General features: G+C 51.9%; 18 protein-coding genes. 13 read left to right on the forward strand and 5 right to left on the reverse strand.

Annotation, left to right across the window (positions count from 1 at the left end):
* Positions 1 to 53: 53 nt before the first annotated feature.
* The 5 genes from O59_RS16915 to O59_RS16935 all read right to left on the reverse strand — a co-directional run bounded on the left by O59_RS16915 (position 54) and on the right by O59_RS16935 (position 4,367).
* A complete protein-coding gene (locus O59_RS16915; RefSeq protein ID WP_007644786.1) occupies positions 54 to 1,001 on the reverse strand; it encodes a DegV family protein in 948 nt (315 codons plus the stop codon).
* Between the two features lie 206 nt (positions 1,002 to 1,207).
* Positions 1,208 to 2,608 (reverse strand): ATP-binding protein, encoded by a 1,401-nt coding sequence (locus tag O59_RS16920; RefSeq protein ID WP_007644789.1) that lies wholly within the window; start codon positions 2,606 to 2,608, stop codon positions 1,208 to 1,210.
* A gap of 3 nt (positions 2,609 to 2,611) precedes the next feature.
* Positions 2,612 to 3,289, reverse strand: a complete 678-nt coding sequence (locus O59_RS16925) for a response regulator transcription factor (protein WP_007644790.1) — start codon at positions 3,287 to 3,289, stop codon at positions 2,612 to 2,614.
* A 34-nt stretch (positions 3,290 to 3,323) separates the two neighbouring features.
* Entirely contained in the window at positions 3,324 to 3,719 is a 396-nt protein-coding gene (locus tag O59_RS16930; RefSeq protein WP_007644791.1) for a PepSY domain-containing protein, read from the reverse strand.
* A 93-nt stretch (positions 3,720 to 3,812) separates the two neighbouring features.
* On the reverse strand, positions 3,813 to 4,367 hold the full coding sequence (locus O59_RS16935; protein WP_007644792.1) for a glycine zipper 2TM domain-containing protein: 555 nt from the start codon (positions 4,365 to 4,367) through the stop codon (positions 3,813 to 3,815).
* 297 nt (positions 4,368 to 4,664) lie between these two features.
* On the opposite strand from O59_RS16935, the gene O59_RS16940 reads away from it, so the two are divergent.
* The 13 genes from O59_RS16940 to eboE all read left to right on the forward strand — a co-directional run bounded on the left by O59_RS16940 (position 4,665) and on the right by eboE (position 18,181).
* Positions 4,665 to 5,918 carry a glutamate-5-semialdehyde dehydrogenase gene (locus O59_RS16940; RefSeq protein ID WP_040393270.1) on the forward strand — a complete coding sequence of 418 codons (1,254 nt, stop codon included), beginning with the start codon at positions 4,665 to 4,667 and terminating at the stop codon, positions 5,916 to 5,918.
* 4 nt (positions 5,919 to 5,922) lie between these two features.
* Complete coding sequence (gene nadD, locus O59_RS16945) at positions 5,923 to 6,561, forward strand: nicotinate-nucleotide adenylyltransferase (protein ID WP_007644794.1); 639 nt, start codon at positions 5,923 to 5,925, stop codon at positions 6,559 to 6,561.
* A 58-nt stretch (positions 6,562 to 6,619) separates the two neighbouring features.
* Complete coding sequence (gene rsfS, locus O59_RS16950) at positions 6,620 to 6,952, forward strand: ribosome silencing factor (RefSeq protein ID WP_007644796.1); 333 nt, start codon at positions 6,620 to 6,622, stop codon at positions 6,950 to 6,952.
* 27 nt (positions 6,953 to 6,979) lie between these two features.
* Positions 6,980 to 7,456 carry a 23S rRNA (pseudouridine(1915)-N(3))-methyltransferase RlmH gene (gene rlmH / locus O59_RS16955; protein WP_007644797.1) on the forward strand — a complete coding sequence of 159 codons (477 nt, stop codon included), beginning with the start codon at positions 6,980 to 6,982 and terminating at the stop codon, positions 7,454 to 7,456.
* 77 nt (positions 7,457 to 7,533) lie between these two features.
* Positions 7,534 to 9,540 carry a penicillin-binding protein 2 gene (gene mrdA, locus O59_RS16960; protein WP_007644798.1) on the forward strand — a complete coding sequence of 669 codons (2,007 nt, stop codon included), beginning with the start codon at positions 7,534 to 7,536 and terminating at the stop codon, positions 9,538 to 9,540.
* A 3-nt stretch (positions 9,541 to 9,543) separates the two neighbouring features.
* Positions 9,544 to 10,698, forward strand: coding sequence for a rod shape-determining protein RodA (gene rodA, locus O59_RS16965; protein ID WP_007644799.1), 1,155 nt, complete (start codon positions 9,544 to 9,546; stop codon positions 10,696 to 10,698).
* Positions 10,699 to 10,734: 36 nt separating this feature from the next.
* Positions 10,735 to 11,766: a lytic murein transglycosylase B gene (gene mltB, locus O59_RS16970; protein ID WP_007644800.1), complete on the forward strand. Its 1,032-nt coding sequence runs from the start codon at positions 10,735 to 10,737 to the stop codon at positions 11,764 to 11,766.
* Entirely contained in the window at positions 11,766 to 12,668 is a 903-nt protein-coding gene (locus O59_RS16975; RefSeq protein WP_007644801.1) for a septal ring lytic transglycosylase RlpA family protein, read from the forward strand. Before mltB ends, O59_RS16975 begins: the two co-directional genes overlap by 1 nt.
* A gap of 97 nt (positions 12,669 to 12,765) precedes the next feature.
* Positions 12,766 to 13,980, forward strand: coding sequence for a D-alanyl-D-alanine carboxypeptidase family protein (locus O59_RS16980; protein WP_007644802.1), 1,215 nt, complete (start codon positions 12,766 to 12,768; stop codon positions 13,978 to 13,980).
* A gap of 304 nt (positions 13,981 to 14,284) precedes the next feature.
* Positions 14,285 to 14,956 carry an EboA domain-containing protein gene (locus O59_RS16990; RefSeq protein WP_007644803.1) on the forward strand — a complete coding sequence of 224 codons (672 nt, stop codon included), beginning with the start codon at positions 14,285 to 14,287 and terminating at the stop codon, positions 14,954 to 14,956.
* A gap of 55 nt (positions 14,957 to 15,011) precedes the next feature.
* Complete coding sequence (locus O59_RS16995; protein WP_007644805.1) at positions 15,012 to 15,908, forward strand: TatD family hydrolase; 897 nt, start codon at positions 15,012 to 15,014, stop codon at positions 15,906 to 15,908.
* An 18-nt stretch (positions 15,909 to 15,926) separates the two neighbouring features.
* Complete coding sequence (locus tag O59_RS17000; RefSeq protein WP_007644806.1) at positions 15,927 to 17,075, forward strand: 3-dehydroquinate synthase; 1,149 nt, start codon at positions 15,927 to 15,929, stop codon at positions 17,073 to 17,075.
* Positions 17,076 to 17,077: 2 nt separating this feature from the next.
* Positions 17,078 to 18,181 carry a metabolite traffic protein EboE gene (eboE, locus tag O59_RS17005; RefSeq protein WP_007644807.1) on the forward strand — a complete coding sequence of 368 codons (1,104 nt, stop codon included), beginning with the start codon at positions 17,078 to 17,080 and terminating at the stop codon, positions 18,179 to 18,181.
* The last annotated feature ends 4 nt before the right edge of the window (positions 18,182 to 18,185 follow it).

Here is an 18,185-nt window from a genome sequence, read left to right on the forward strand (position 1 = left end):
TTGGTATTGCTACAAACCCCGGTGAATCCGGGGTTTGTTGTTTAAGGCGATAGTTAAACCAGATCTTTATCGGTCGCAAAGGACAGGGCGAAGGATTTGGGGCCTACATTGACAGCGCCGGTCATGCTCATCATTGATAGCATGGTTTTGATGTTGGATTGTTTACAAAACTCGCGGAACTCCACGAGTACCGGTTCATCCTTAATCTCTTCCAATAAACCGCCGTAGCTCATGGCGATGACGTCGCTGGTCAGGCCCTGCTGGATTTGCTTTTTCACGTGTACCAGCAGCTTTTCCAATGCTCCCAGAAATCCTTTACCGGTATCGATTTTGTCGGTATTGCCGCGGTGTAACTGCACAATCGGACGCAGGTTCAGCGCGCTCGCTAACTTGAAGTTGACCCAGGATATATTGTTGTCACCTTTGCGCAGATGGCGGCGTTCACGCATGTATGACAGGTCGTTAGGAATTAAATAGCCGTAAACCTGATCACGCATATTGTCGATTTCACGGATCGATTTATTGAGCGGCAACTTATCTACCTGAATGCGTTTTACCAATTCGTAAACCAGCAGTGCATGGCCGGTGAACATGGACATGGAATCGTAGAGGCGGATGCGGAAGGGGGCGCGGCCTTCGTTGCGCTCCAGCTCGCGGAATTTGGGTTCATTGACCAATGCTGCTTCTGACACGCGTTTGAAGACATCACTTTTTTTGCTGTTGATGGTGACAACTTGCACCAGGTCGTATTTGGGGAGCAGGCGCTGTTTGAGAATATCGGTCATATCGTTAACCGAGAGTGGGTCTGATTGCGCCAAACCATACACGTCGCGGCTGTGGTTTTTGTAAAAATTGAGCATGGTTTGTGGATCGCGATAATCCAGCTCCTGACCTTTGGCGTGATTGATATAAATAGGCAGTACTTCTATGTTGTGCTGTTGAATAAATTTAGCGGGCAAATCGCAGGTTGAATCTACGGCAATGCAAGTCCTGGCGGTCATGGCTCTTCTCTCCTCGAAGTCTTTCTTTTTTGACAAATGAGTGGGGCGCCGTCCATGGTAGATGTTGTGGTGTTCACGTCGCTGTGTGCACAATTCTTGGTGATGGTGCCAGTATCGGCGGTTGTTGACCCTCGTACCAGTCGCGAAAAGCTGCGTATGTTGTGAGGTTTGGAGGGGGAGTTGTGTGCGCTTTGGCTTACAGCCTGTCAGTCGGAAGCGGTGGGGAGTGGCAGCAGAATGCTAAAGCGTGCGCCGCCCAAGTCGGAGCGGCTGATGTGTATGTCGCCGTCATAGCTGCGGATGATCTCGGCGGCCACAGCCAGGCCAATCCCTTGGCCGGGTTGGTTGGTGTCCAGTCGCTGGCCGCGCTCCAGAATCCGTTCGGTCTGGTCTTCGGGGACGCCGGGACCGTCATCTTCTATATCGATACAGAGTTTATTGGCGCTTAGGCTTGAGCTCATGCGCACTTCTTTGTAGCCATACTTAAAGGCGTTCTCCAGCAGGTTACCGAGCAGTTCCATCACATCCTGTTCATCCCCCGCGACGACCGCGTTAGGCGAAAGGTCCAATGTCTGTTTCATTTGTTTGTTGGCGTACACCTTTTGCAGTGCGGCAAACAGGCGCTGTGCAATGGGTTCAATACGGGTGCGGCGGAAGCTGCCCTGTTGCTGGCTGGAAACGGCGCGCTGTAATTGATAGGTCACTACCTGGCTCATGCGGGCAACTTGTTCGCTGGCAATTTGTTGCAATTCACTGTCAGATTCAGTGCCTTGCCCGAGTTTACTTTGCAGCACGGCGAGCGGTGTTTTCAAACTGTGCGCAAGGTCGGCGAGGCTGTTGCGGTAGCGCTGGCGCAGCGCTTGCTCGCGCTCAAGTACCTGGTTGAGGTTGTCGACAATTTTTTGTAATTCTTTGGGATGTTCGCCGGCAATATTGCTGGTGTCTCCGCTTTGCATCTTTTTTAGCGCCACGGCGAGTTTGCCCAGCGGGCGCAAGCCCCAGCGTAAGATCATGGTTTGGGCGATTAGCAGGAAAATCCCTGCTGCACCCAGCCAGCGCCACAGTTCATTGCGATAGGCTTTGAGTTCGGCTTTGAATTCAGTCGCCCCGTGAACAACCACAAAATAAAAGGGCGTGGGTTTGCCGCTGGCACCCTCCCAATTAACGGCGTAACTCGCCACAAAATACCGCTTTTTATCCAGCACTTGCTCGCTAAAAACCAGCTGGCCGGGGGAGTCTTTGGTAACCACTTTGCTGAAGGCGGGTGGGTCGAGTAGGGCGGCAGAGTTGGAATGCCAGACCAACTTTTCTTTGCCGTTGAAAATATAGCCATAGAGCCCGGAGTTGGGGTGTTCAAAATCAGCCTCGCTGAGGGTGACGGGCATTCTTAAACTATCAAACCGGCCATTCCGTCCTTCCGGTTCGGCGACACTGAATAGCAAATTGATATGCCCGCGTAGTCGCGAACTCTCGGCGACATTCAGGCTGTTTTCGAAGGCGCGGTCGAGAAAAAAGCCGGTCAACCCCAAAAATAATGGTAGCAATACGGCCGATGCCAGCAGCAGCCGGGCGGCAATAGAGGAAAAGCGCGCCTTCAGTCTGGACAAGGCTTATTGAACATCCAGATTGAAGCGGTAACCCAAGCCCCGTTGGGTGCTAATTAAGTTGAGGCTGCCGTCCGGGTCGAGCTTTTTGCGCAGGCGTCCGACAAAAACCTCAATCACATTGCTGTCGCGGTCGTAATCCTGCGCATACAGGTGTTCGGTAAGCTCGCTTTTGGAGATGTTTTTGCCTGCATGTAAGGCGAGATAGGTGAGGGTGTTGTATTCAAAGCTGGTCAATTCAACTTCGGTGTCATCGCGGTGTACGCGCTTGGCGCTGGTGTCGATGGTGATGGGGCCGTAACGCAGCACTGAGGAGGCATGGCCGCTGGCGCGGCGTAGCAGGGCGTGAATGCGCGCGCGCAACTCTTCCGGATGGAAGGGTTTGGTAAGGTAGTCGTCGGCACCGGCTTCAAGCCCTTGCACCTTGTCTTGCCAATTGCCGCGCGCGGTCAAAATTAAAATAGGGAAATTGCGCGATTTGCTGCGCAGCTCGCGGATCAGCTGGGTGCCGTCCAGCAGCGGCAGGCCCAAATCGATAATCGCCAAATCATAGTCGTATTCACTGCCTAAAAATAAACCTTCACGGCCATCGGCAGCGCTGTCGCAGGCGTACTTTTCGTCTGCCATCAGGGCGAGAATTTGCTCGCGCAGGGGTTTTTCGTCTTCGACTATCAATATGCGCATAGGTAAATCCTGACCTTATTATTCAGAGGCTGGGTTATTGATTGAGTAACTGACCGGTTTGACCGTCCACATTGATGACGCGCATGCGGCCGCCATTGAGCACTTTAACACCGTAAATAACCCCGGATTCACCGCGCTGGCTATTTACGCTCATCACTTGGCCGCCCACTTTGGTGCGTACCAGTGCCGCCGCTTGGGCCGGGGAGAATTTCGGTGGTACGGGTTCGTCGGGTAAGCTTTGGTTGTCGATTAATGAATTGCTGGGCGCGCTGGAGGTCAGGCCCATATCACCTTCCAGCAGCGAGGGGTCGGCAAGGGCTTGGCTGCTGGCCAGCGCAAAGCTCGCTGCCAGAATACACTGGGTCAGGCTGACCCGCGCTTGGCGCATAGCGATGGATAACACGGCGCGGAAGGTATTTGACTGCAACATAACAAATTCCAACTGGGTAATAGCACTGCTTCACTATCGCCGCTGATGGGGCAAAGGTCAATTCGACCTCCGCCCGGAGGGGACTAACAGTGACTAGTAGCGATCTCGGACATGCACAATACGGTCGCCGGGGTGGTGGCGGGTATTGGTAGTATAGACGCGACCATCATAGCGGTAGGTGACATCATAGCCCACCAGTTCGCGCTGATATTCGGTGCGGTAACGGGTAGTGCACACCTCGCGATCTTCATAGCTGGTTACCCGACGACTGCCGCCAGCGACATTGTTACCAACTGCTGCACCAATCAATCCGCCCGCTGCTGTGGCGTGACCGTTACGGCCTACTTCATGGCCGATAGCTGCACCAATCAAGCCGCCTACCACGGTGCCTTGGAAAGAGTCGCCGCCGCGACGTTCGGTATAGGCAACTGTTTCGACATGGCAGGAATCCACCGGCACTCTTACGGCAACCTCGCGATAAACGGGTGTGCTGCGCACTACCCGGGCATAGTCATCGCGATATTCCACATAGTGGCTGTGCCCGTGTTTGTGGTGATGTTTGTGTTTGTGCTTGCCATCGGCGAGGACATTGTTAGCCAGCAACAAACTGATGCCGGCCAGCGCGCTGATTGCTAACAACTTTTTCATGATGTGACTCCTGAGAATGATCTTGCGCCAGTCATTAACGGTGGATGGCTGACGCCGCGGTTACGTCTTGTGCAGTGATTGCACAGGATCAGACTAGTCCTCATAAACTGAATCAAAACTGAAGCTTATCGGCCTATTTATGGCGCAAATCATTTTCTTGTGCGCCCCATCGCAATTGTGTGAATCGGCCAAAAGACTGAAATAAAGGCGCAAGCAGCGCCAACTTTGGGCGGCACTCAGGTTATAATCGCGGCCATTTTTTCCGGATTACCCGCAACAGGTTGTTTCATGTCTGAATTGAACGTCAAAGAATATATGGCCGAAGTTGGCCGCAAAGCGCGTGCTGCCTCCCGTGTGATTGCCGCCGCACCCTCTGCAGTGAAAAATGCAGCGCTCTTGGCGATTGCCACTGAATTGGATAAATCCCGTATCACTCTGGTTGCAGAGAACCAAAAAGACTTGGCCGCCGGTAAGGCCAATGGTTTGGATGCCGCGATGCTGGATCGCCTCGCCGTTAAACCTGCGGCGATTGATAGCATGATCGAAGGATTGCGTCAGGTTGCCGCGCTGCCTGATCCCTGCGGTGAAATCACTGGGATGAGCTATCGCCCGAGTGGTATTCAAGTGGGGAAAATGCGGGTACCACTGGGCGTGGTAGGTATTATTTATGAGTCCCGCCCGAATGTGACGATCGATGCAGCGAGCCTGTGTTTGAAATCCGGCAATGCTGCAATTTTGCGCGGCGGCAGTGAAGCCATTCACTCCAATCGCGCCATCGCCAATTGTTTGCAGGCTGGCTTAAAAGCCGCTGGCTTACCTACCGATGTGGTGCAGGTAATTGAAACAACGGACCGCGCTGCTGTGGGTGAGTTGATCACCATGCCGCAGTTTGTGGACGTGATTGTGCCGCGCGGCGGCAAAAGCCTGATCGAGCGTATTAGCAACGATGCCAAGGTACCCGTGATTAAACATCTCGACGGTATTTGCCATGTGTATATCGACGATAAGGCGGACCTTGATAAAGCCTTTACCATTGCCATGAATGCTAAAACCCATCGTTATGGTGTGTGTAATGCGATGGAAACCTTATTGGTTCATGAGACAGTTGCCGCCGATATTCTCCCGCGCCTTGCTGCCGCCTTTGGCGAAAAAGGTGTTGAGCTGCGCGGCGATGAAAAAACCCGCGCGATTATTCAGGCCAATGTCGCCACTGAAGAGGATTGGGCGACGGAATATCTGGCGCCGATCTTGTCGATTAAGCTAGTGGCCGGTTTGGATGAAGCCATTGCACATATCAACCAATACAGCTCGCAGCATACCGATGCCATAGTGACTGAAGACTATACCCGCGCGCGCCGTTTTATCACCGAAGTGGATTCAGCGTCGGTGATGGTCAATGCATCAACCCGTTTTGCGGATGGTTTTGAATATGGTTTGGGGGCGGAGATTGGGATCTCTACTGACAAAATCCATGCGCGCGGCCCCGTTGGTCTGGAGGGACTGACCTCGCAAAAATGGGTGGTGTTTGGCGACGGGCATATTCGTCAGTAATTAGATGATGCGCAAATGTATCGGTATTTTTGGTGGCACCTTTGATCCTATTCATATCGGTCATTTGCGCTTGGCACTGGAATTAAAACAACAGTTGGCGCTGGATGAAATGCATTTGCTGCCCTGTTATTTGCCGCCCCATCGCGCTGCGCCGGGCGCCAGTGCCGGGCAGCGAGTGGACATGTTGCAGCTGGCCTTGCACAGCTGCCCCGAGTTGCAGATAGATAAGCGCGAACTACAGCGCGATAAACCTTCTTATACCCTGGATACGCTCAGGGAAATACGTGCGGAGCAGGGGGGGCAAACAAGTCTCAGCTTGTGCATGGGTATGGATAGCTTTTGCACCCTGGATACCTGGTACGAGTGGCAGCAGTTAATTCGCCTTGCGCATATTGTGGTGGTAGAGCGCCCCGGCTATGAATTGCCAACGGTAGGGCCAGTGGCGGAACTTGTGCGTCGTCATAGTGCCGATGTCGCCGCGATTAAAACGGCTGCGATGGGGGCAGTCGTCATTGTTGCTCCGCGCCTGTTACCGGTATCGGCCACGGATATTCGCGCACAGCTAAAGACCGGGCAGACACCGCAATTTTTACTGCCGGATGCTGTCCTTGAATACATCCATGCACAGCAGTTGTACCGTTAAATTGTTATTTTTTATTTTCTAACACAGTCTGATTTTTTTAAAACTTATAGGTAATTGAATGTCTGATTTAAACCAAGCGATCATTAACGCCCTTGAGAACCTCAAAGGCAAAGAGATAGTGACGCTCGATGTGCATGAACTCACCGATGTGACCGACACCCTGATTATTGCCAGCGGTACCTCCAGCCGTCACACCCGCTCGCTGGCGGAAAACTTGGTGGAAGAGACTAAAAAGGCCGGTTTTCGCGCTCTGGGTGTTGAGGGGCTGGACGCCGGTGATTGGGTGCTGGTCGATTACGGCGATACCATTGTGCACGTGATGCAGCAGGAAGCGCGCGATTATTACGAGCTGGAAAAACTCTGGTCAATGAAACCCGCTAATCGCCTTTAACGTTAATGAGTGACGGATTAACAGCGAATGCGTATTCGTATTATAGCCGTGGGCACCAAAATGCCCGACTGGGTCGAGCAGGGTTACGCGGAATACGCCAAGCGTATGCCGCGCGATGTCACGGTTGAAATGCTGGAGTTGCCGCTCGCCCAGCGCGGCAAAAATACCGATATCGCCACTGCCATGGCCAAAGAAGGCGAGGCCATGCTTGCGGCGATTGAAAAAGGTGGCAAGGGCGAGCAGGTAATTGCGTTGGATGTAAAGGGCAAACCCTGGAGCACTGAACAATTGGCAGAGAATCTCGCCAGCTGGAAGATGAGCGGCTTTAATTATTGCTTATTGATTGGTGGCCCCGATGGTTTAGCGCCCGAATGTTTGGCCATGGCATCGGTTAAATGGTCTCTGTCACCGCTGACCTTACCCCATCCCTTGGTTCGCATTCTGGTCATTGAACAGTTGTATCGCGCCTGCAGTATTTTGCAAAACCATCCTTATCACAAATAACATCGGCTGTTTGCACCCCTAAGGGTTGCGATGGCCATAACTTCAATTACTGATTTTGATCAACCTCTGGCCCAAGAATGCAAGAAGACCAACAGTTTAAAGATCACCAGCGCGAGGCTCGATTATTCCGCAATCGCATTCTGGTGATGGCCGCCTTTATGCTGACCTTGGTCTCTACCGTGGTGTATCGCTATTACGATTTGCAAATTGTGAACTACGAGGAGTATGCCACTCAATCCGAGCGCAACCGCGTGCATGTACAGCCGGTTGCGCCTACCCGCGGGTTGATTTTTGACCGCAACGGCGAGTTGCTCGCCGACAACAAGCCCAGTTTTACTCTCTATGTCATCAGCTCCAGTCAAGATGAGCTGGATGCGACCATCGAGTTACTAAAAAGCCTGATCGAGGTCACCCCTCTGGATCTGGAGAAATTTTACAAGGCCAAAAAACAGCGGCGCCATTCACTTGACCCGGTGCCCCTGCGCTATCGCCTCACTGAAGAAGAAATTGCCCGGTTGGCGGTTAATCAGCATCTGCTTGACGGGGTAGAGGTGAATGCAGAGCTGGTGCGTAACTACCCATACCGCGACCTGTTTGCCCATGTTATTGGTTACACCGGGCGCATCAACGAAAAAGAGGTGGCCGCATTTACTCCCGAGCAAATCCAGCGTTATTCAGGCACTCACTCGGTTGGCAAAAGCGGTATAGAACTCAGTTATGAAGATACCTTGTTGGGGCAGGTGGGGAGCCAGAACGTAGAAACTAATGCTCGCGGTCGGGTAATGCGGGTTCTGGATCGTATCGACCCCAAGCAGGGGGGCGATTTGCACCTGCATCTTGATTCCCGTCTGCAGGAAACTGCGACGGCAGTTATGCGCGGTCGGCGCGGTGCCGTTGTCGCGATTGATGTAAAAACCGGAGGGGTCTTGGCGGCTGTCAGTTATCCCGGGTTTGACCCCAATTTATTCGTGACGGGCATCAGTGTTCCTGAGTATCGCGCGCTCAACAATGACATAGATACCCCTTTGTTTAATCGCTTCCTGCAGGCCCAATATCCGCCCGGTTCAACGGTCAAACCGGTGGTGGGCATGGCGGGGTTGTATCATGGTTTTACCGATGTTAACCGCACCATCGCCGATCGGGGTTTTTATACCCTGCCAGGCAGCTCGCGTATTTATCGCGACTGGATTCTGGCTAAAACTGGCGGCGGTCACGGTATGGTCAACCTGAAAACCGGGCTTGCTGAATCCTGTAACACCTATTTTTGGGATTTGGGGGTGCGTATGGGTATTGATCATATGAGTGAGTTTGGCGCCCATTTTGGTTTGGGCATGCTGACTGGGATCGATATTCCCAACGAGCGCAGAGGTGTGTGGCCATCCCGCGAGTGGAAGCGTGCCACCAAAGGTCAGGCCTGGTATCCGGGTGATACAGTGAATATGTCCGTGGGGCAGGGGTTTGTGTTGACGACCCCCATGCAATTAGCGGTTATGGCGTCCACCATTGCCAACCGCGGCACTCGCTTCCGTCCGCAATTGGTGAGGCAGATTGGCGATCAACCACAAGCGCCGATCATTGAAAGCCAGTTGGAAACCAAGCCTGAATACTGGGATGCCATCTTTGACGGCATGGCCGAGGTAATGCACGGCGCCCGTGGTACGGCGCGCAGGGCGGCCGAGCGGTCTGAATACCGAATGGCTGGCAAGTCGGGGACAGCGCAGGCAGTAGGTATAGCGCAAAATGCCAAATATAACTCCGGTTTGCTCAAGGAACGCCATCGTGACCATGCCTTGTTTATTGCGTTTGCGCCGGTGGAAAACCCGCAAATCGCGGTAGCGGTGATGTTGGAAAACGCCGAGGGCGGATCCAGTCAGGCGGCACCGGTGGCGCGCGCCATGATGGATGCCCACCTGTTGGGTTACTACCTGAAACAGGATGAATTTGTGCCGCCGCTGGGCTATCACCATGCTGCCATCGTCAAGCGCGCCAACAACTATATCGCTGAGCGCAAAGCCGCGCGTGAAGCGGCGGCTAGCAGCAGTGCCGCTGCATCATCATCAGCCCTCAGTGCTGCAGGAAACTGATTGATGAGTAGACAGGATTTTTTACGGCGTATGCCCGAGGCTGCCAGTGCATTCAGTCGCCGGGCGCGGCTGGCGGAGCGCTTGCACATCGACTTCTTTTTGCTGGGACTGCTGCTGATATTGACGGTGATAGGCTTGACCGTGCTCTACAGCGCCAGCGGTCACAACTTGCCGAGCGTGGAAAAGCAGGCCACTTTTTTTGTGATCGCTTACATCACTATGTTTGTGGTGGCGCAAATACCGGTGGATTTCATGCGGCGCATGGCCCCCTTTGCCTATGTGGGCGGCGTTATTCTGCTGGTTGCAGTCACCATCTTTGGCAATGTTGCTATGGGCGCACAGCGCTGGTTGCAAATTGGCGGCTTTCGCTTTCAGCCTTCTGAAATTATGAAGCTTGCACTGCCGATTGCGATTGCTGCTTATTTGAGTGGGCGTTTTTTGCCGCCGCGTTTCAAACATGTGTTGGCGGTGCTGGGGCTTATTGGTGTGCCTACGGCCTTGATCATTGAACAGCCTGACTTGGGCACCTCAATCCTGGTCGCGACTTCGGGCATTATGGTGCTGTTTTTTAGTGGATTATTGTGGCGTTACATCGCGGCGGCGGTCGTGGTCTTTCTCGCCAGCCTTTGGCCTATTTGGCATTTTATGATGCATGACTATCAGCGCCAGCGGGTGTTAACCATGCTTGACCCCACGCAAGACCCGCTGGGGACGGGGTGGAATATTATCCAGTCCAAAACAGCGATTGGCTCTGGCGGTCTCTCGGGCAAAGGTTGGATGGAAGGCACCCAATCGCGGCTGGATTTTCTGCCGGAGGGGCATACAGATTTTATTATCGCGGTGATGTCGGAAGAGTTTGGTCTGCTTGGTGTGCTGCTGCTGTTAACCATCTACGCCATGCTCATTATTCGCGGCTTGATGATCGCGCTCAATTCGCAAAACACCTTTGGTCGCCTCTTGGCGGCGAGTATTAGCTCCACGTTTTTTGTCTATGTGTTCGTCAATATGGGTATGGTATCGGGCATGCTACCGGTGGTGGGGGTGCCCTTGCCCCTGATTAGCCAGGGTGGAACCGCAATTGTTGCGCTCTTTGCCGGCTTCGGCATTTTGATGGCCATATCAACAGAGAAAAAACGGGTAATGACTCCGCAAGGTTAACGACCGGGTGCGGGGCACAACAGGAATCGAGGTCTTATGTTTTCTTCAATACGTTGCTTAGCAAAAAAATCACTGCCGCTGTTGCTGGGTGCGGCGCTTCCGGCCTGGGCAGATTACAGCCAGCACCCTTTGGCGCCAGCATTTATCGACGAAATGGTACAGCAGCATGGTTTTACGGCGGCCGAAGTGACGCAGTTGTTAAGTAAGGCGGAAAAACGCCAGCCGATCCTGGATGCAATTGCACGCCCGGCAGAAAAGTCCAAAACCTGGAAAGAGTATCGCCCCATTTTCATTGTGCCCATGCGCGTGACTAATGGCGTTGCCTTTTGGAATGAACATCGTGCGGCACTGGCGTTGGCTGAAAAAGAATACGGTGTGCCCGCCGAAATTATCGTGGCGATTATTGGCGTGGAGACTAACTACGGCCGCAATATGGGCAGCTGGAAAGTGATTGATGCCCTGAGCACACTGGCGTTTGATTACCCACCGCGCGCACCATTTTTCCGCTCGGAGTTGGTGAATTATTTAATTCTCACGCGCGAACAACAGCATAATCCGCTCGAATTCAAAGGCTCTTACGCGGGCGCTATGGGCTACGGGCAATTTATGCCCTCCAGCTACCGCAATTATGCGGTTGATTTTAGCGGTGATGGTTTTACCGATATTTGGAACAACCCCACCGATGCAATTGGCAGTGTGGCCAATTATTTTAAACAACATGGCTGGCAGACAGATAAGGCAGTAGTGGTACCGGCAAAACTGTCGCAGGCGCGCAGTAAAGTGATCGCCAACGACGCATTTAATAAAGTGGTGCCACCCACACTGACATTAAATGAATGGAAAAAAACCGGTGTGGTCCCTGTCACTAAGGCGAGCGGCAAGATCCCGGCTATCGCCATTGAATTTGAAGGCGTAAAAGGTCTGGAATATTGGTTTGGCCTGCAAAATTTTTACACGATTACCCGTTATAACCGCAGTCCGATGTATGCCATGGCGGTGTATGACTTGAGTGTAGAAATCAAAAATGCGATGAATAAATCCAACCAAAAAGTAGCGGGAGCAAACTAATGCAATGGGTGGCGCGCGCAAAACAATTTTTTGGCAGATGCCAGATTTATTTTCTCTGTCTGCTCGGCCTGTGTGTTTTGCTTGCCGCTTGTTCCGCACCACAAAAAGCGCCCACTGGAAAAACCAAACCGCCCTATAATCCCAACGATGGGCGCTATGCCCACGATAAAGATTTTGGCCCGGATGAAGATGTCGATCTGTCGCACGTGCCAGATGCGGTGCCGCGTTATGAAGTGCGCACCCGTGCGGGCAACAAAAATCCCTATACCGTGTTGGGCAAAACTTATCACTTGATCGCGGATGAGTCTTCATACAAAGAGCGGGGTTATGCCTCCTGGTATGGTAAAAAATTCAACGGGTATCGCACCTCAAACGGCGAAGTCTACGACATGTACGCTATGACCGGCGCGCACAAAACCTTACCTATTCCATCCTATGTGCGGGTGAAAAATCTCGACAATGGTAAAAGTGTTGTGGTGCGTATTAATGATCGCGGGCCTTTTCATCACGGGCGAATTGTTGATTTAAGTTATGCCGCTGCCCAGCGTATCGGAATTCATAAAACAGGAACCGGACGTGTTGAAGTTGAAATTGCGTTGCCGAATGACGCAGCACCGGTGCCTTTGCGTGCGGGTGGTAATTCCGCTGCACAGGTCGAGTCTGCGTTGCCACCAGGTACTTATTTGCAAGTTGGTGCTTTTTCGCAAAAAAATGCAGCGCAGCAATTTGCCGCAAGTATTGGCACTAAACTAACCTATCCACTCACTATTAATTCTGCTCAGTCGCCCAAAGAAATTCACCGTGTGCGTGTTGGCCCATTCGCCAATGCTAAATCCTTACAGGAAGCGCGCGATCAATTGGCGCGCATAAAAATATATGAAGCCCATGTGGTTTATCAGTAACGGTGGCAAAGTGATTCAGGTTTGATTCACTGCGCTGCTTTACTGTTACAATTCGTCATTCATTTTTATTTTTCGTTTTAAAGAGTGTTATCTCATCATGATTAAACAAATTGCTGCCAGTATTTTTCTTGCCGGCGCGAGTATCGCGTTTGCGCAACAGCCTTCGGCTCCTGTCCCTGCTACCACTTTGCCAACTCCTACGCCCGGTCAGGTTGTTCAGCAACAGCCACAAGCAATTCCCTCTGCGCCGCAATTGGCGGCTACGGGCTATATTTTGGTAGATGCCACTACTGGAGCGATTGTTGCGGAGTTTAATTCGGCGGAACGCTTGCCTCCCGCGAGCCTTACTAAAATGATGTCCAGCTATTTGGTGGTGGATGAAATTGAGAAGGGGCGAATTAGCGAAGACTCACTGGTAAATATCAGTGTTAAAGCCTGGCAGATGGGCGGTTCGCGCATGTATGTAAAAGAGGGCACCCAGGTTCCAGTAATCGATTTGCTGCGCGGGGTAATTATTCAATCCGGTAATGACTCTACGGTTGCTTTGGCCGAATATATTTCCGGCAATGAAGATGCATTTGTGGATTTAATGAATCAAACCGCCGCCCGCCTGGGTATGGTCAGTACCCATTTTGAAAATTCATCGGGCTGGCCTGCCGAAGGCCACTTAACTACCGCAAAAGATTTAGCGGTGCTGGCGCGTGCGATTATTAATGATCACCCAACCCATTATCCTCTGTATGCGGAAAAGTATTTCACCTACAACAATATTCGCCAGCCCAACCGCAACACGCTGTTATTCCGCGACGACGCGGTGGATGGTTTAAAAACTGGTCACACCGACGAGGCGGGCTATTGTTTGGTGGCCTCAGCCAAGCGTGATAACACCCGTTTTATCGCTGTGGTAATGGGCACTGAGTCAGAGCGCGCGCGCGCGGCAGAAACGGAAAAGTTATTGGCCTATGGTTTCCGTTATTTCCAAACTACATCGCTGTATCAAGCGGGTCAGCAAGTAGGTACTTCCCGTGTATGGGCGGGTCAGGCCGACGAAGTCAGCCTCGCGATACCCAAGGATATAGTGCTCACTCTGCCCAAGGGACGCGAGCAGTCACTGCAAGCAAAAATGCATATCAACGAAATCATCAAAGCGCCGATTGCAGTTGGTCAGGAGCTGGGTAACCTTACGGTGGAATTGGATGGGCAGCTGTTGGTAAATACCCCAATCGTGGCGGTTCAGGCTGTAGAAGAAGCGGGCTTTTTCGCGCGTTTATTGGATAACTTGAAATTGTTCTTCCGCAATTTGTTTAGCTAAGCCATTGCGGCTCTATATTGCTTGTATCGCAGTGTAGAGCCGCTTATCCACTACATTATGCTTTTTTGCCCCGCGCGGTTCAGGTAAATCCCCTCTCTTTTCTTTTCTTAGCGATTCTTCGCTTTTCCCGTTTCGTTGGTAATGGTCTAATAAAGTCATATTTATATTGGCTGGCTTGTCATCAGGGATTTGGTGGGTGCTAATACCTTGCATACGTATTCATCTTGCTCCGCTCTCCTGCCTAAAACTACCCTGAGGTTGAAGCAAGATAAAAACAATAACCTTCTCCTAAAAGCTGCAAACCATGAGTAAACCCTGTCTGGCGCTATTGAATAGTGTGTTGGCAGTGCGTGTGAATTCAACCACCCAGGAATTTATACAGCGCACTCAGGATCAAATTTCCACTGGCGTTACGGACGATCGATTTACCCAGCTGGTTTCGTTGGCGAGCCGGCATGTGCCGCGCCAGCCGCTTGCCCCCTCTGGTGCGGAGCTTGAGCACGCCGCCGCGTTAATTCCCGGATGGAGCCCCAAGGCTTGGAGCTTGCTGGATACGGTGCGTGTCAGTTTTGTGCTGGCGCGCGCGGATCTGGCGGAGCCCGATTTTGCCCAGCGTTTTAATCAATGGTTTCGCTTTGCCGATGAGGGTGAGTCCTGCGCTTACTATCGCGCGCTCTGTTTATTGCCTGAGCCACAACAACATGTCTGGCGCGCCGCCGAAGGGTGTCGCACCAATATGCGCTCGGTCTTTTCTGCTGTCGCCTGCGATTCGCCGTATCCGTTTTTGTATTTCGATGCTCTCGCCTGGAATCAAATGCTGCTCAAAGCTTTATTTATTGGCGAACCGCTGGGCAATATTTACGGCGTTAATTTGCGTACTACGCCAGAATTAGTCGCGATGGTAAATGACTATATCGATGAACGGCGCAGTGCCGGGCGCGATATTCCAGCGGATGTGCAGTTATTAGTGGGTTAATAGGCCTCAATATTTTCTCTGTCAGTGCGACAGACAATCACCGGGAATTTTAATTATGAAATTTTTTGATCCGCATATTCATATGTGCAGTCGCACAACAGACGATTACCAGGCCATGGCCGCCGCCGGCATTCGCGCCGTGATTGAACCGGCGTTCTGGTTGGGACAACCGCGCACCAATGTCGGTTCGTTTATCGATTACTACGCCAGCTTAATTGGCTGGGAGCGCTTTCGTGCCTCGCAATTCGGCATCGCCCATTACTGTGCCATGGGCTTAAATTCCAAAGAGGCCAACAACGAAGGTCTTGCACGCGAAGTATTGGAAATTTTGCCGCAATTTATTTTAAAAGAAGGCGTGGTCGCGATTGGCGAAATTGGCTACGACGAAATGACACCCGCCGAAGAATATGCCTATCAAGCGCAATTAAAAATGGCAGTGGATTACGACATGCTGGTGATGGTGCATTCGCCCCATCGCGATAAAAAACGCGGCGTGTTGCGCTCTATGGATGTCGCGCGCGAAATGGGTGTGCCCATGCACAAACTCATTATGGATCACAACAACGAAGAAACCGTGCGCGACGTATTGGATTACGGCGCCTGGGCGGCATTTACAATTTACCCCAATACCAAAATGGGCTCGGCGCGCATGGTGGAAATTGTGCGTGAATATGGCCCTGAACGCATTATTGTCGACAGCTCCGCCGACTGGGGCGTGAGCGATCCGCTCTCGGTTCCCAAAACCGCGCAACTGATGTTAGAGCGCGGCATTGATCCCGCTGCCGTTGAACTCACCACCTGGACCAATGCGATTAGCGCCTACGCCCAGTCGGGTCAAATTGATGTGGATGCGTTAATGCAAACGCCGGTGATTGATCAGCGCCAGTCTTACAGTGATAACTCGGTATTGCGCGGGCAAAAACCCCGTGTTGACGAACCTGTTCCCAATTAAAAGACGTAGTAAAAAAAGATGTCGCAAATTATCCAACGCTTCAGTGTCAGCTATGAATTTCCGGTGAGTTTTACCCGGCATACCTTTGCGGTAGAAAACCCGGTGCTGCGCGAAATTCTGCAGCGCGCCGGCGATCGCGAGCATAAAGTATTTCCGGTTATAGATGCCGATGTACTGAAAAATCATCCGCAATTAATAGATGACCTGACGGAATATGCACGCTGCCACAGCGATACGATTAATTTAATTCTTCCGCCGTTAATTGTGCGCAGTGGTGAGATTTGCAAAAGCGATCCGCAAGAAGTCGAAGAGTTCTATCGCCTGACACAGGATTACAAAATCGATCGTCACAGTTTTGTACTGGTGATTGGCGGTGGTTCTGTGATTGATGCGATGGGATATGCGGCAGCAACAGCACACCGCGGTATTCGTTTAATTCGTATGCCCACGACCGTGCTGGGGCAAAACGATGCGGGCATCGGTGTAAAAAATGCGGTGAACTTTTTAGGCCGCAAAAATTATTTGGGCACCTTTGTACCGCCGTTTGCAGTGATTAATGATTTTGTTTTTTTGCAAACCCTGCCCAAACGCGACCAACGCGCCGGTATTGCTGAAGCAGTAAAAGTTTCACTGATTAAAGATGCGGAATTTTTTAACTGGCTGCACCAGAGCCGCCACTTGCTCGCTGAATTTGACGAGCAAGCGGTAGCCTATATGATTCGTCGCTGCGCCGAATTGCACTTGCATCATATCGCCACCAGCGGCGATCCCTTTGAATATGGTAGCGCGCGCCCGCTCGATTTTGGCCACTGGTCGGCACATCGCTTGGAGGAGCTTTCCCATCACGATTTACGTCACGGCGAAGCTGTGGCGATTGGTATCGCGCTGGATTCACTCTATTCCGCCAACATGGGTTTTATCACGCAAGAGCTGTTGGAAAAAATAGTAGCAACACTGCGCGATTTGGGTTTTAACCTGAGTCACAGTGCGTTAACGCGCCTGGATATTCACAAAGCCCTGCAGGATTTCCGCGAGCATTTGGGAGGGGAATTATGTATTACCTTATTAACTGGCGAAGGGCAGGCGGCGCAATTTAATCATATTGAGCTTGATGTGATGCAGCGCAGTATTGATAAATTACTTAGTGATTTTCCGGCCACCAATTGACCATGCGCCAATTAACTTACTGCAGCAATATTCACCCCGGCGAATCCTGGCAGCACGTGCTGGATAACCTTGAATCCCACGGCTTGAGTGTAAAACAACAAGTTTCACCTAATGCGGCGTTCCCGCTCGGGCTGCGTATCGCCCAGCAGGCCAGCGTTGAACTGGACGATAAAAAAATCGCCGAGTTCCGCGCCTGGTGTGAACAACACGATTGTTACTTGCTTACCATTAATGGTTTTCCCTACGGCACGTTTCATGATCAGCCGGTAAAAGAAGCTGTCTATGAGCCCGACTGGCGCACGCAAGAGCGAGTGGTTTATACCCAACGCTTGGCCGATCTGGCGGTGGCTTTAACCACGCGTGCGCAGCAATTATCGATTTCCACTGTACCTATTGCCTATAAACAAGGTTTTGCGGAAGCCGATTGGTCACTGGTGCGTAAAAATTTAATCGCCGTACTTGAGCATTTAAAATCACTGCATGAGCGCAGTGGCATTCTGATCCAGTTGGCGCTGGAACCTGAACCCTGCTGTGTATTGGAAACCACGACTGAAACCATCGACTTTTTTGCGCGCATGGATTTTCCGGCGGAATTAAAAACCTACATTGGGATTTGTTTTGACTGTTGTCACCAGGCAGTGGAATTTGAAGATGCCGCCGATGTGCTCGCGCGGCTGCGCGCCGCCAATATCACCATTGCGAAAGTACAAGTCTCCAGTGCCCTGCGGGCGCAGGGCGAGCAAATTGCCACGCTAATGCAATTTAACGAGCCGGTGTATTTGCATCAGGCGGTTGCCAAACATGCGCAGGGTTTGCATCGTTTTAGCGATTTGCCGGAGCTGCAAGCTGCACTTGAAAATGGCGAAGTTTATAGCGAATGCCGTGTGCATTTTCATGTGCCGATTTTTATCGATAACCTCGGGCCATGCACCACCACGCAATTTTTCCTGACCGATTTTTTACCGCAATTGGATGCGTCTATTCCATTAGAAGTGGAAACCTACAGCTTTAAAAATCTGCCCGCCCACTTACGGGATTACCCGCTGGATGTATCCATTGCGCGCGAATTGCAGTGGGTGAAAAATCTGCTCGGCCAAAATAATTAAGATT

The sequence above is a fragment of the Cellvibrio sp. BR genome, from assembly GCF_000263355.1.
Classification (GTDB): domain Bacteria; phylum Pseudomonadota; class Gammaproteobacteria; order Pseudomonadales; family Cellvibrionaceae; genus Cellvibrio.